The sequence below is a fragment of the Pseudomonas sp. SMN11 genome, assembly GCF_052041945.1.
Lineage (GTDB): Bacteria > Pseudomonadota > Gammaproteobacteria > Pseudomonadales > Pseudomonadaceae > Aquipseudomonas.
The window spans coordinates 1-13,714 of sequence record NZ_JBKGGW010000046.1 but is presented as its reverse complement, the minus strand read 5'-3'; the positions used below and the strand labels follow the sequence as shown (position 1 = coordinate 13,714).

Annotated in this window: 12 protein-coding genes; 3 read left to right on the top strand and 9 right to left on the bottom strand. The window is 64.5% G+C overall.

All coding sequences use genetic code 11. From position 1 onward, the window contains the following. The first annotated feature begins 54 nt into the window (after window positions 1-54). The gene (locus tag ACLEJU_RS26030; protein WP_435424018.1) at window positions 55-930 is read left to right on the top strand and encodes a 5-oxoprolinase subunit B family protein; all 876 of its coding nucleotides are present in this window, start codon (window positions 55-57) and stop codon (window positions 928-930) included. After that, window positions 927-1,898, top strand: a complete 972-nt coding sequence (locus tag ACLEJU_RS26025; protein ID WP_435424019.1) for a biotin-dependent carboxyltransferase family protein — start codon at window positions 927-929, stop codon at window positions 1,896-1,898. The genes ACLEJU_RS26030 and ACLEJU_RS26025 overlap by 4 nt, the downstream gene beginning before the upstream one ends. A gap of 75 nt (window positions 1,899-1,973) precedes the next feature. Here the strand turns inward: ACLEJU_RS26025 and ACLEJU_RS26020 are convergent, their stop codons facing one another. From ACLEJU_RS26020 to ACLEJU_RS25980, 9 genes are all read right to left on the bottom strand, one after another. Further along, window positions 1,974-4,130 (bottom strand): TonB-dependent siderophore receptor, encoded by a 2,157-nt coding sequence (locus ACLEJU_RS26020; RefSeq protein ID WP_435424020.1) that lies wholly within the window; start codon window positions 4,128-4,130, stop codon window positions 1,974-1,976. Between the two features lie 123 nt (window positions 4,131-4,253). Then, window positions 4,254-5,093 (bottom strand): TIGR03915 family putative DNA repair protein, encoded by an 840-nt coding sequence (locus ACLEJU_RS26015; RefSeq protein WP_435424021.1) that lies wholly within the window; start codon window positions 5,091-5,093, stop codon window positions 4,254-4,256. Continuing rightward, window positions 5,084-6,304: a putative DNA modification/repair radical SAM protein gene (locus ACLEJU_RS26010; RefSeq protein WP_435424022.1), complete on the bottom strand. Its 1,221-nt coding sequence runs from the start codon at window positions 6,302-6,304 to the stop codon at window positions 5,084-5,086. Before ACLEJU_RS26010 ends, ACLEJU_RS26015 begins: the two co-directional genes overlap by 10 nt. 91 nt (window positions 6,305-6,395) lie before the next feature. Beyond that, window positions 6,396-7,265, bottom strand: coding sequence for an SdiA-regulated domain-containing protein (locus tag ACLEJU_RS26005; RefSeq protein WP_435424028.1), 870 nt, complete (start codon window positions 7,263-7,265; stop codon window positions 6,396-6,398). An 89-nt stretch (window positions 7,266-7,354) separates the two neighbouring features. Beyond that, a complete protein-coding gene (locus ACLEJU_RS26000) occupies window positions 7,355-8,911 on the bottom strand; it encodes a glycosyltransferase family 39 protein (RefSeq protein ID WP_435424023.1) in 1,557 nt (518 codons plus the stop codon). 3 nt (window positions 8,912-8,914) lie between these two features. Then, window positions 8,915-9,187 (bottom strand): lipid-A-disaccharide synthase N-terminal domain-containing protein, encoded by a 273-nt coding sequence (locus ACLEJU_RS25995; protein WP_079227811.1) that lies wholly within the window; start codon window positions 9,185-9,187, stop codon window positions 8,915-8,917. Next, the gene (locus tag ACLEJU_RS25990; RefSeq protein WP_435424024.1) at window positions 9,184-9,927 is read right to left on the bottom strand and encodes a glycosyltransferase family 2 protein; all 744 of its coding nucleotides are present in this window, start codon (window positions 9,925-9,927) and stop codon (window positions 9,184-9,186) included. Before ACLEJU_RS25990 ends, ACLEJU_RS25995 begins: the two co-directional genes overlap by 4 nt. A 34-nt stretch (window positions 9,928-9,961) precedes the next feature. Further along, window positions 9,962-10,936 carry an NAD-dependent epimerase gene (locus ACLEJU_RS25985; protein WP_435424025.1) on the bottom strand — a complete coding sequence of 325 codons (975 nt, stop codon included), beginning with the start codon at window positions 10,934-10,936 and terminating at the stop codon, window positions 9,962-9,964. Continuing rightward, the gene (locus ACLEJU_RS25980) at window positions 10,924-12,261 is read right to left on the bottom strand and encodes a UDP-glucose dehydrogenase family protein (protein WP_435424026.1); all 1,338 of its coding nucleotides are present in this window, start codon (window positions 12,259-12,261) and stop codon (window positions 10,924-10,926) included. The genes ACLEJU_RS25985 and ACLEJU_RS25980 overlap by 13 nt, the downstream gene beginning before the upstream one ends. A 422-nt stretch (window positions 12,262-12,683) precedes the next feature. Here ACLEJU_RS25980 and ACLEJU_RS25975 point away from each other — a divergent pair. Then, window positions 12,684-13,714: class I SAM-dependent methyltransferase (locus ACLEJU_RS25975; RefSeq protein ID WP_440776756.1), on the top strand; the 1,031-nt coding region annotated here is incomplete at its 3' end.

Sequence of the window (13,714 nt, the reverse complement as noted above, 5' to 3'; positions counted from 1 at the left end):
CACGGCCTGCCGTTTTGCCTGCCGTTCGATAAAGATTCCAAAAAAGGAGCAGACATGGCCAATACCCCCATCCGCTACAGCTTCGGTGCCGACGAGCACCTGTTCGCCGAAGTCAGCGACAGCATGTCGCTGGAGGCCTTCTTCAAGGGCATGGCGGTGACCCGTGCGGTGGAGCGCCTGGCGCTGGAGGGGGTGCTCGACATCTGCCTGGCCAACGCCTCGTTCCAGATCCGCTTCGACCCGGACCGCATTGCCCCCGCGGCGCTGCTCGAAGCCGTGCGTGGCGCCGAGGCCGAGGCAGTGGCCGAGCGTTCGTTGAGCACGCGGATCATCGAGATCCCGGTGCTGTACAACGACCCCTGGACCCACGAAACCCTCATGCGATTCCGTGACCGTCACCAGGACCCCGACAGCACCGACCTGGAGTACGCGGCGCGCATCAACGGTCTGGCCGACGTCGAGGCGTTCATTGCCGCGCACAGTGGCGCGCCGTGGTTCGTGTCGATGGTTGGCTTCGTCGCCGGCTTGCCGTTCATGTTCCAGATGGTGGAGCGCGAGCGACAGTTGCAGGTGCCCAAATACCTGCGCCCACGCACCGACACGCCCAAGCTGACCCTCGGCCATGGTGGCTGCTTCGGCTGCATCTATTCGGTGCGCGGGGCAGGGGGCTACCAGATGTTCGGCGTGACCCCGGCACCGATCTACGACCCGCAGCAGTCGCTGGCCTACCTGAAGGAGCACATGGTGTTCTTCCGCCCGGGCGATATCGTGCAGTTCAAGCCCATCGACCGCCAGGCCTATGACCAGGCGGTGGCAGATGTCGAGGAGGGGCGCTTCGACCTGCGTATCCGCCCGGTGGAGTTTTCCCTGGATGCATTTCTCGCCGACCCGGTCGGTTACCCCAAATCGCTGCAGGAGGAGCTGGCATGATCAAGGTCATCAAACCCGGATTGGCTACCTCGGTGCAGGACATGGGCCGCGAAGGCTATTACCACCTGGGAATCCCGCCTTCCGGTGCGCTGGACCAGTATGCCTTGCAGGCCGCCAACCACCTGGTCGGCAACCCCGCAGGTGCGGCGGGCCTGGAATGCACGCTGGTGGGGCCGGAACTGGAGTTTCAGCATGACGCACTGGTGGCAGTGTGCGGTGCGCAGATACCGGTGTTGCTCGATGGCCGCGAACAGCGCCCGGACACCGCCTTCGCGGTGCGTGCCGGGCAGGTGCTGCGCTTCGGCTTCCCTACTGCGGGCGCGCGGGCGTACCTGGCCGTAGCAGGAGGTATCGATGTACCCGAGGTACTTGGCAGCCGCTCGACCTATGCGTTGGGCGCGCTCGGTGGCTTGCAGGGGCGCAAGCTGGTGGCCGGTGACCTGCTGCCGGTCGGCGTGCCGAGTGGCAAGAGCCGCGCCGGCGCCAGCCTGCCAATGGCCTTGCGCCAATCGTTGGGCGGCGAAGTGGTGTTGCGGGTGGTGCCGGGGCTGTATTTCCACCGCTTGACCGAGGCGGCGGCGAAAAGCTTTTTCACCGATGCCTGGACTGTTGGCTCCGAAGCCGACCGCATCGGTTACCGTTACAAGGGCGGCGGTGCGCTGAGCTTCCAGCCACGTGAGCAGCCGTTTGGCGCAGGGTCGGACCCCTCGAACATCGTCGACAGCTGCTACCCGATCGGCTCGATCCAGGTGCCGGCGGGGCTGGAGCCGATCATCCTGCACCGGGATGCGGTGTCGGGCGGTGGCTATGCGATGATCGGCACGGTGATCAGTGCCGACCTGGACCTGATCGGGCAGATGCAGCCGAACCAGCAGGCGCGGTTTTTGGCGGTGAGCCTGGAGGATGCGCTGGCGGCCCGGCGTTCGTACAAGAAGAAGCTCGGCTGCCTGGCCAGGTTGTTTGGCTGACTGAATCAATAGCGTCTGTGAGGCCGCGCGGGTGGCGCGCGGCCTCACAGGCGCTGAAGATGTAACGGCGAACAATCAGAAGCTGTACTTGGCCGTCAGCATCATGTTACGCGGCGCCCCCCAGGTATCGCCGGCATAGTCCACCGAACTGGCAATGGCCGAATAGTACTTGCGGTCGAACACGTTGTTGGCATTGAGCTGCAGGTCCAGATTCTGGTTGACTCGGTAGCCGGCCATCAGGTCGGTGACCGCGTAAGACCCTTGAATCAGCCGGTACTCACTGCCATCGGCCACGGTGAAGTCGTTGTAGATACGGCTCTGCCACGAGATGTTGCCACCCACGCGCAGCTTCTCCAGCGGCCCCTGGAAGTGGTACACCGTGTTCAGCTTGAACATGTGCTCCGGGGTGTCGGTGTCGAAACGCTGGTTGACATTGGCGGGGTTGGCGGCGTCCTTGATGGTGTGCGCGCGGGCATAGGTGTAGCCGCCACCGACCTGCCAGTTCGGTGTCAGTGCGCCCTGCAGCTCCATGTCGATACCCTGGCTGCGGACCTCGCCGGAGGCCTCGTAGCAGGAGGTTTGCGGGCAATTCGCGACGAACACCTGGGTGGCACGGTTTTCCTGGTCGATGCGGAACAGCGCGATGCTGGCATTGAGCGCGCCACCGAAGTATTCGCCCTTGATCCCCACCTCGTAGTTCTTGCCCACGATAGGTTTTACCGGAGTGCCGGAAATGTCCTTCGAGCTTTGCGGGGTGAAGATGTCGCTGTAGCTGACATACACCGAGTGATGGTCGTCGAGGTCGTAGATCAGGCCTGCATACTTGGTGACATTGCGGGTGACCTTGTAGTCGCCGTCGCCATCGCGGTTGTCGTAGTCGTACCAGTCCAGGCGCCCGCCGAGGATCAGCTTGAGCGGGTCGGCCAGGTTCAGGCGGGTGGTGAGGTACACGCCTTCCTGGGTGGTGACTTCGCGCTGGTTGCCGGTGTGCACGAAGTCCGGTTTGCTGCCGTTGAGCGGCCAGAACATGTCGTACGGGCTGTAGTTGCGTGTGTCCATGTCGTAGATGCGCTTGCTGGCGCCGACCACCAGCTCATGGCTGCGACCAAGCAGGTCGAACGGCCCGCTGACAAAGGCATCCAGGCCAGCCTGGTTCTCCTGATGCCTGGACTGGTAGACCGTGCGCGCAATCGGTGCCTGCAGCCCGGCCCAGCGCGACTGGTAGGAACCGGTGAAGGTGGCCTGTTGCTGCGCGTAGTTGGCATTGAGCTGCAGTTTCCAGTCGTTGGCCAGGCGCTGGCGCAACTCGGCAAATACGGTATCGATTTCCTGATCTTTGTTTTCCCAGTCGCTGCCCGGGTTGTAGGAGCGCGAGAAGCCCATGTGATGGCCGTCGAGGGCAGTCGGCATGGCGCCCCAGAAGTAATTGGTCTTGTCCTTCTGGTGGGAGAAACCGAGCATCAGGCTGGTGTCATCGGACAGGTCCGCCTCGGTCACTGCATAGAACAGGCCGTGGTCTTCCTCGACGTCATCGATGTAGCTATTGGTGTCGCGGTAGGACGCCACCACACGCCCACGCAGCGTGCCGCTGCCGTTGAGCGGGCTGGAGGCGTCGACCTCGCCACGGTAGTTGTCCCAGCTGCCGGCGGCACCGGTCAGGGTGACCTTCTGTTCGGCCAGAGGGCGCTTGCGCACCAGGTTGATGGCCGCCGAAGGGTTGCCGGCACCGGTGACCAGGCCGGTGGCGCCGCGCACCACTTCGACCCGGTCGAACATCGCCAGGTTGGGTTGGGCGCCGACCACGTAGCCGGTGTAGCCGCTGGGGATGCCGTCGTACATCAGGTTGTCGATGTCGAAGCCGCGTGCCGAATAGCTTTGCCGGCCCGGGCCGCTGGAGTAGTCGAGGAACAGGCCAGGCGTGGCCTTGACCACGTCGTTGATGCTGGTCATGGCCTGGTCGTCCATGCGCTGGCGGGTTATCACGGTCACCGCCTGGGGCGTTTCACGCATGCTCAGCGGCAGCTTGGTGGCAGTGGACATGGAGCCGGTGGTGTAGGAGCCCGAGCCCTCGGTGGTGCTGCCCAGCGCGTCGGAGCTGATTTCAGTGGCGCCCAGTTCCAGTGTGGTTGGGGCGTCTTCAGCCAGTGCCGGAGTGGCGATTGCCATGCAGACGGCCATGGCGAGCAGGTTACGGGCGGCGAGGGGGCGCGTGTGCGCGAGGGGCGACAACATGTAGGGTGGGCTCCTGACGTATGCTAATGCAAGTGAATATGAGAACGATTAGCAGTAAGTTTGTCAGGATGTGTCGCACCTTGGGAAGGTGGTATACCGAATCCATTACAAAATTTTCACAAATTACCCGGAGCGGGTGATCTTCTTGCCACGCTGGCTGGCTACTTCCAGCGCCTGGCCGTCGCGCTGCTTGCCTTGCCGCGCCAGGCCTTCGAGCTGCGGAATCAGCATGCCTTCCGGCAGGTGCCGCCAGAACCGTCCCGGCATGTGCAGGCGCAGGGCATCGGGGTTGAGCCGGGCCGGGTTGAAGGTGTGCCGGTAATAGGTACGCCACAGCTCGGCACCGGGGTCGTCGGCATTGTGTGCCCATTGCCGCCAATCATCCGGGCAATGGCGGTGATATTCGAAAGACTGGCCGTCGAAGCGAATGCCGTCCCGCGGCGTTGCGATCAGCCAGCGCTGGCGCCCCAGGCGATCGGCGAAGTGCGCGCTGGCGCTTTCCAGGATGTCGTGGGCAGGTTCGTGATAGGCGACCAGGTCGAGCTGCAACTGTTCGGCCAGCGCCTCTGGCAGCGGCACGAAGCGCACGAACGCATGCAGGTGGTGCGCCTCACGGCTGACCTGCTTGATGCGCCGCTGCAATTCACTGCCCAGCCGGTCACCGGCCAGCATGGCGGTGCGGTCGCCGTGGGCCACCCGCCAGAGCACTTCATACAGCAGGCTCCAGCGTTGCTCGCCGCGGTAGCGGGCCGCGTGCTCCACTTGCGTCAGCAACGCGGCAGGCACCTTGGCGCGAAACGGGCCGGGACCTTCGGGCAAAGGTGTGGGCAGGGCCAGCAGGTCCTGAATCGGGCCTTGCGCCCAAGTCACGTCGGCGGGGTCGATACCGTGACCGAGCAGGGTACGGGCCTGGTTGCGCCAGGTGCCGAACTGGTCATCGCAATCGAGCGCAATCACCCCCACAACCCCATCTGCTGCGGTGCCTGAGGTTCGCGCAGGCGCGCCCTGAGCAAGCCACTGCGCAGTTCGCCATCGGCGGGGCGGTAATCGCTGGTGACGATGAACGGCCGCGCCTTGTCCAGTACGCAGCGCAGCTGGATCAGGTCGTCGTAGCGCACCCGCCGCTCGCGGCGCAGGGCCACCAGCCGTTGCACGCTGCGCAGGCCAATGCCGGGAATGCGCGCCAGCAGCGCCGGTTCGGCACGGTTAACATCCAGCGGGAACACCTCGCGGTTGGACAGCGCCCAGGCCAGTTTCGGGTCGATGTCCAGCGCCAGGTTGCCGGCGTCGCCGAGCAGCTCGCCGGCCTTGTAGCCGTAGCCACGCAGCAGGAAGTCGGCCTGGTACAGGCGATGTTCGCGCAGCAGGGGCGGGGCGGCCAGCGGCACGCTGCCTGGGCTGTCGGGGATCGGGCTGAAGGCCGAGTAGTACACGCGCTTGAGCCCATAGCCCTGGTACAGCGACTCGGCGTTGCGCAGCAGGGTGCTGTCGTCGGTGGCATCGGCGCCGACGATCACCTGGGTGCTCTGCCCGGCCGGGGTGAAGCGCGGTGCTTTCGGCTCACCGGCCACGGCCTGCTGGCCCTGATGAATCACGCCCATGGCCTGACGGATGGTATGTGCCTGCTTCTCCGGGGCCAGGCGCTTGAGGCTGGCATCGGTGGGCAACTCGATGTTGACGCTGAGGCGGTCGGCCAGGCGCCCGGCTTCTTCGATCAGCAGCGGGTCGGCGTCGGGGATGGTCTTGAGGTGGATGTAGCCACGGAAGTTGTGTTCTTCGCGCAGCAGGCGCGCCACGCGGATCAGCTGTTCCATGGTGTAGTCGGCCGAGCGGATGATCCCGGAGCTGAGGAACAGGCCGCTGATGCAGTTGCGCCGGTAGAAATCCAGGGTCAGGCGCACCACTTCCTCAGGGCTGAAACGGGCCCGTGGCACGTTGCTGGAGCGGCGGTTGACGCAGTACTGGCAATCATACAGGCAGAAGTTGGTCAGCAGTACCTTGAGCAGCGACACGCAGCGGCCATCGGGGGTGTAGCTGTGGCAGATGCCCATGCCATCGGTCGCGCCCAAGCCATCGCTGCCACGGGAGCTGCGTTTCGGCGCGCCGCTGCTGGCGCATGAGGCATCGTACTTGGCGGCATCGGCAAGAATGCCGAGTTTGGCAATGAGCTGCATGAGGATGTCTCGAAATACTGAATATTCATACAGTATTTCGAGACTTGTGAATTTGCAAGGGCCCGCAGGCGAAAGGACCAGGCAGCGGGCTTCAGGGCTTGCTGAAGACGTAGAACAGGTTCGGCTCGCTGACGATGTAGAGGTTGCCGGCGCTGTCCATGGTCATGCCTTCGGGCTGCGGCGCATCACGGTGCAGCCCACCGAGCCGGGCACGCAGCGAACGGATACTGACGAAGCGGCCATCACCATCGAGCTCGGTGATGTTCTTCGACTGGTCGCTGAGTACCAGCAGGTGGCCGGTACCCGGGTCGTAGTAGCCGTCGGACAGATCGGTGGCAAACACGCTGCGCTTGACCCAGTCGCGTCGGTCGCTGACGGTCATTTGCAGGGGGCCGCCGCTAAGCGCCGTGAGCATGCCGGTCACGCTGAACAGCTGGCGTGGGTCGCGCTCCTTGATGGCAAACAGGCGGTCGTGCTGGCGGTCGTAGGTCACTCCCTCGAAGCCCTTGTTGCGGAAGGTCGGGTTGATGTCGAGGGTGATCCACTGGGCCTCGCTGGCGTGGATCAGCTGCGGGTGGTCGGGCAGGGTGATCACGTCCAGCCTTTGCTTCTGCTCGTCGCTGATGGCCAGGCGGCCATTGCCCAGGTACGCCAGGCCCTCGGTGTCTTCGAAACCCACCAGCGGATAGCGCGCCAGGATGTCGCCGGTCTTGCTCAGCTCCAGCAACTCCATGGGTACACCATTGGTGATCGCCAGCAGCCGGTCACGGTCGTAGTCGTAGGTGATGCCGGAGAGGTTGTCCAGGTCTGGCGCCACCACCTTGGCGTCGATCGTGACCTTGAAGTCCGGCAGCCAGATGTTCTTGCCGGGCGCAGTGTCGCCGGTCCAGCGGTTGCTCAGGTGCGCGTAGAGCTGCTGCGGCCAGAACGAGCGGGCGGCTTCGATACCCAACAGGGCCATGGCCACCAGCACGCCGACTGCGCTGATCTGGCCCCAGCGGTTCAAGCGTCGCCACAGGTGCCGGCGTGGCACTGGCAGGGTCTGGGTCGTCATTGTGCGGGCCCCTGTGCTGCGGTTTGCAGGTTCCTGGGGGTGTTGGCCCAGGCGAAGTGATAGACCTGTGCAGGCACGGCTGGCTGGCATTGACCGTTGTCGGCATCGGCACCGACTACGTACCACTCGGCGCGCGAGGTATCGCCCAGCCGGTGGGCCTTGTCGGTGTTGAAGCAGCGGCCCAGCTCCGTTTCCGGAATCAGGGCGAAGGCCGAGGGATTTTGGCGCAGCCAATACACGGCCGTTTCCGGCTTGGATTGGTTGGCGAAACCGAAATGGACGATGGGTTGTCGGGCGAACAGCCAGTGCCCTTCACGCCAGTTGACCAACACTAGCTCGCCACCACCGGTGGCGCGTGCGGCTTCGGCCATCAAGGTTTCGTGGGGGTTCTGGCCTTCCTTGAGTGGCTCGACGAAACCGCGGGCGAACCACAGGCAGAACCAGGCCACGGCAATGGCGGTGAACGCCTTGCGCCAGCCGGGGCGGCGCTGCAGCCAGCGCTTGAGCAGCCACGGCACCAGCGGCGCGATGGCCAGTACCAGGCCTGGCAGGGCCGGGAAGATATAGAGCTTGCGTTTGCCGCTGCTCAGGCTGAAGAACAGCAGCACCAGTGCCACCCAGCCGAGCAGCAGCAGGAAGCGCCCATCGCGTTTCTGCAGCTGCCGGTGCCAGGCCGGGACCAGCCACGGCAAGGCCAGGATCAGCGGCAGCCAGTATTGCGGGATGACCTTGACGAAGAAGTACCAGAAGGGCTCGCGATGGTCCCAGGCATTGGCATAGCGGTTGGCGGTCTGGCGCAGGAGAATCTCCTTCAGGTAGGCCAGTTCCGCCGCACCGCCGCCGTGGGCGATCGAGATCAGCAGCGGCAGCAGCCACACCGCGCAGCCTGCCAGCAGCCAGACGAAGCCCAGGCTCCAGCGCCCACCCTGGCCGGGATACGCCACCACGCCGCGCCAGCCTTTGCGCACCGCCCAGGCATAAGGCAGCAGCATCAGCGCCGGGACAAACCCCACGCCCTTGCTGATGATGCCCAGGCCCATGGCCGCGCAGGCCAGGTAGAACCAGCCCCAGGCTGGCCCGAGCAGTAGGTGGCGGACCATGCCGTAGAGGCCCAGCGCCACCCACAGGCACAGGTAGCTGTCGATCTGCCCGGTACGCAGGATGCTGTAGCTCTGGTAGGTCGCCAGGAACAAGAGCGCGGCAATCACGCCAACACGCCGGGTCCACAAACGACGCCCCAGGTCATGCAGCACCAGGGTAATGGTCGCCGCGGACATTAACCCCGGCAGGTACAGGGCGACCTTGGGCAAGCCGGTCAGGTAGCTGAACAGGGCCACGGTCCACATGAACAGCGGTGGCTTGTCGCCGTAGATTTCTGCAGCGCGGTGGGGGATGAACCAGTTGCCGCTCTGGAGCATCTCCAGGGCAACGCCGAGGAAGCGCTCCTCATCGACGTTCATCGGCTGGCGCCAGCCGATGCCGGCACCGACCAGCAGCACAGCGAGTACAACCAGGGCCAGGCGTTCGGCCCCGAGCGTCTTGAACCTGGGCAAGGGCTATTCCTTCTGCTCTTTGTGGCGGGCAATCAATTGCAGGTTGCGCAGGTAGACCACCAGGCCGAACGACTGGCCGATGATGAACACCGGGTCTTCGCGGTAGATGGCGTAGATCAGCAGCAGGGCGCTGCCGAGCATGCTCAGGTACCAGAAGCCCACCGGGATCACGCTGCGTTTCTTGAATTCGCTGTACAGCCACTGCAGGACGAAGCGGCCGGTGAACACGACCTGGCCGGCGAAGCCGACGATCAGCCAGAGGGTTTCGCGGGTCATCCTTCGAGCTCCTGGGGTTGGGTGTCGAGGCGAGTGCGGCGGATCAGCCACCAGACCCCGACCAGGTCGAGAACGCCGACCAGGGCGCGGTCCAGGTTGCCGTACTTGGACACCCCGGCATGGCGCGGGCGGTGGTTAACCGGGTGCACCAGCATGCGGCCCTTGTGGCGCAGGATCAGCGCCGGTATGAAGCGGTGCATGTGGTCGAAATAGGGCAAGCGCAGGAAGGCGTCGCGGTCGATCAGTTTCAGGCCGCAGCCGGTGTCTGGCGTGGCGTCCTTGAGCAGGCGGCTGCGCAGGCCGTTGGCAAAGCGCGAGGCCCAGCGCTTGCTGGCGGTATCGCGGCGGTTGACCCGGTGGCCGGCGACCAGCTGGATGCCGCCGGCGAAGTCTTCGTTGCCGCGTACCAGGGCGAGCATGCCAGAGATGTCGGCCGGGTCGTTTTGCCCGTCGCCGTCGAGGGTGGCCAGCCAGCGGCCACGGGCAGCCTGGGCGGCATGCCAGATGGAGGTGCTCTGGCCCAGCGAGCGGTCGTGGCGCAGGATGCGCAACTGGGTGAAGCCCTGCTGCTTGAGCTGCTTCAGCCTGTTGAGTGTCTGGTCGGTGCTGCCGTCGTCGACGACCAGCACTTCGTAGTTTTCATTGGCCAGTGCCGTGCGGATTTCCGCCAGCAACGCCGGCAGGTTGTCGACCTCATTCTTGGCGGGGATCAGTACCGAGAGGTCAAGTGGATCAGTCATTGAGGCTACCTGTGTTCTTGTAATGATTGCGTGGTCAAACCCGGTAGAAATCCCGGTACCAGCCAACGAAAGCGGCGACGCCGTGCTTCAGCGGGGTGCTCGGCGAAAAATTGATCCAGCGCGTCAGTGACTCCACATCCGCCCAGGTTTCCAGCACGTCACCCGCCTGCAAGGGCAGGTACTCGCGCCGGGCCTTGATACCCAGCGCGTCCTCCAGGCAGTCGACGAATTCCAGCAGGCGCACCGGCTGGCCGCGGCCGATGTTGAACAGCTGGCAGGGCGGTTGCCCGGTCTCGGGCCGTGGCGGCTTCTGGCGCAGGCGCAGGATGCTTTCGACGATGTCGTCGATGTAGGTGAAGTCCCGCGCCATCTGGCCGTGGTTGTAGATCTCGATCGGCTGGCCGTCGAGCATCGCCCGGGTGAACTTGAACAGCGCCATGTCGGGGCGGCCCCACGGGCCATAGACGGTGAAAAAGCGCAGGCCGGTGATCGGCAGCTGGTACAGGTGCGCGTAGCTGTGGGCCATCAGCTCGTTGGCGCGTTTGCTCGCGGCATACAGCGAAATCGGCTGCTCGACCGGGTCATCGATGCTGAACGGCTGCTTGGTATTGGCGCCGTACACCGAACTGCTGGAGGCATAGATCAGATGCCGCGGTGGGTGCTGGCGGCAGGCTTCGAGGAGGTTGAGAAAGCCGGTCAGGTTGGACTGCCCATAGACCGCAGGGTTGTCTAGCGAGTAGCGCACACCGGCCTGCGCCGCCAGGTGGATCACTTCGCTGAACGGCTGCCCGGCGAACAGCTGCTGCAGGTCGGCGGCGTTGGCGATGTCGACCGTCTGGAAGCGGAAACTGGGGTAGGCGAGCAACTGTTGCAGGCGCGCCAGTTTGAGCTCGACGCTGTAGTAGGCGTTGAGGTTGTCGATGCCCACCACTTCGATGCCCGCTTCGCACAGGCGGCGGGCCAGGTGGAAACCGATGAATCCGGCCGCGCCGGTGATCAGTACGGGCATGGTGGATTCACCTGGCCACGGCCAATGCCGTAGTACGTGAGGCCGGCAGCGGCCATGTGCTCGGGTTCGAACAGGTTGCGGCCGTCGAACACCACGCGGTCAGTCAGTTGCTGCGGGACCTTGTCCAGGTTCAGCACGCGGTAGTCCTGCCACTCGGTGACGATCACCAGGGCATCGGCACCTTCCAGAGTATCGTCCTTGCACGGCACCAGTTTCAGGTCGGGGCGAGTGCCATAGTGCCGCTGGATCTCCTGCATGGCTTGCGGGTCGTGGGCCTGGACGCTGGCGCCGGCGGCCCACAGTGCTTCGAGCAGCACCAGGCTGGAGGCTTCGCGGATGTCATCGGTGTTGGCTTTGAACGACAACCCCCACAAGGCGAAGACCTTGCCGTGCAGGCCGCCGGGGTAGTGGCGCTGGATCTTGCTGAACAGCCGGCTCTTCTGCCGCTGGTTGACCGCTTCCACCGCGCCCAGCAGCAGCGGGTCGAGGCCTTCGGCCTCGGCGGTCCTGCGCAGCGCCTGCAGGTCCTTGGGGAAGCACGAGCCGCCGAAGCCGCAGCCGGGGTAGATGAAGTCGTAACCGATGCGCGGGTCCGAGCCGATGCCGCGGCGGACCATTTCGATGTCGGCCCCCAGGTGCTCGGCCAGGTTGGCCATTTCGTTGATGAAGGAAATCTTGGTCGCCAGCATGCAGTTGGCGGCGTACTTGGTCAGCTCGGCGCTGCGCGCGTCCATGACCATGACTTTTTCGTGATTGCGGCTGAACGGCTGGTACAGCTCACGCAGCAGCTCGACCTCGGCCGGTTCGGCGCCGCCGATGATGATGCGGTCCGGGCGCATGCAGTCTTCCACTGCGGAGCCTTCCTTGAGGAATTCGGGGTTGCTGATCACCTGGTAGCGGTCTGCGTCGGCGACCGCCTGGCTGATTCGCGCCTTGATGCGGTCTACCGTGCCCACCGGCGAGGTGGACTTGTTGACGATGACCTTGGGGCCATCGGCATGTTCGAGGATGCCGTCGATTACACTGAACACATAGCGCATGTCGGCGCTGCCATCGGCCTGTGGCGGGGTGCCTACAGCGATGAACTGCAACCTGGCGTACTGCGCAGCTTCTGCTGCGTCGGTGGTGAAACGCAGGCGACCGCAGGCCAGGTTCTTCTCCAACAGGGGCGCAAGGCCGGGCTCGAAGATCGGGCAGTGCCCCTCGCTGAGCGCCACCACCCGCTCGGCGTTGATATCCATGCATAACACCGAGTGCCCCACCTGGGCCAGGCATACCGCCTGGGTAAGGCCGACATAGCCGGTACCGAAAACCGTAACCTTCATTCAAAGCTCCATGGTGTGAACCTGTACGGGCAGTACCCCTGCTTACGCAGGTGTCTGGCATTTGGCCGCAGAGATCCTTGGCGAAAAAGCAGAAAAAAAATGTCACATTTTTGTTTAAATCTTGTTACTTGAGCCCGGATCTGAGGGCGCCTTGTTCGTGCACACGTTTGCTTTGCAAATAAAAGGCAAACGCATCTTCCCGACGCACAAAAGGGCGCCTGGCGCAGGTCTGGAAGTTGAGGGGAAGTCGCACTAAGAGATGTCAGTTGTATGACAGTGGAGGCTGATTAGTTGGCTCAAGTGGTTATGGTGCCGAGGGACTAAACTCATAACGGATATACATCCATTCATCCCACTGACCACCGCTCCCTCGAACCGGACTTGATCGTCGACGGTGGCCTTCTTGCAGAGGAGGGCAGGTCATGGACGAGGCAAGGCTTCACGAATTCATGGGCAAGCTGGTAGGTGACATGGGCGCTGCGGCGACCCTGGCCAATGTGATCCTCGGCGATGAACTCGGGCTGTACCGGGCCATGGCCGATAGCCAGCCGACCAGCCCCGAGGCGCTGGCGGCAAAGACCGGTTGCCACCCAAGGCTGGTGCGCGAGTGGCTCAACGCCCAGGCGGCCTCCGGCTACATGGTGTTTGACAAGGGGACGTTCGTTCTGCCTGAAGAGCAGGCCATGGCCCTGGCCCTGGAAGATTCGCCGGCCTACATGGCTGGTGGCGCGGCGGTGATCGCGGCACTGTTCCATGACAAGGACAAGCTGGTGGCGGCCATGCGCGGCGACGGCGGGTTGGCCTGGGGTGACCACCACCCGTGCATGTTCAGTGGCACCGAGCGCTTCTTCAGGCCCGGTTATCGCACCTTTCTAGTGGCGGACTGGCTGCCCGCGCTTGAAGGCGTGGTCGCCAAGCTGCAGGCCGGGGCCAAGGTGGCGGATGTCGGTTGTGGCCATGGCGCTTCGACCCTGGTCCTGGCCCAGGCGTTTCCAGCGTCCAGCTTCACCGGCTATGACTATCACGCACCCTCCATTGCCACGGCCAGCGAGCGTGCGCGCGAGGCCGGGTTGGCGCAGCGTGTGAGCTTCCAGCAGGCATCGGCCAAGGACTACCCGGGGCATGACCACGATCTGGTGTGCTTCTTCGATTGCCTGCATGACATGGGCGACCCCGTGGGCGCGGCGAAGCATGCCTACCGGGCGTTGAAGGCGGATGGCACGGTGATGCTGGTGGAGCCCTACGCCGAAGACTCGCTGGAGGGCAACCTGACGCCGGTCGGGCGGCTGTTCTATGCGGCGTCGACGTTCATCTGCACGCCGAACTCGCTGTCGCAGGAGGTGGGGCTGGGGTTGGGGGCTCAGGCTGGGGAGGCGCGGCTGCGGGCGGTGTTCGAGGAGGCGGGGTTCACACGGTTCCGGCGGGCGACGCAGACGCCGTTCAACCTGATCCT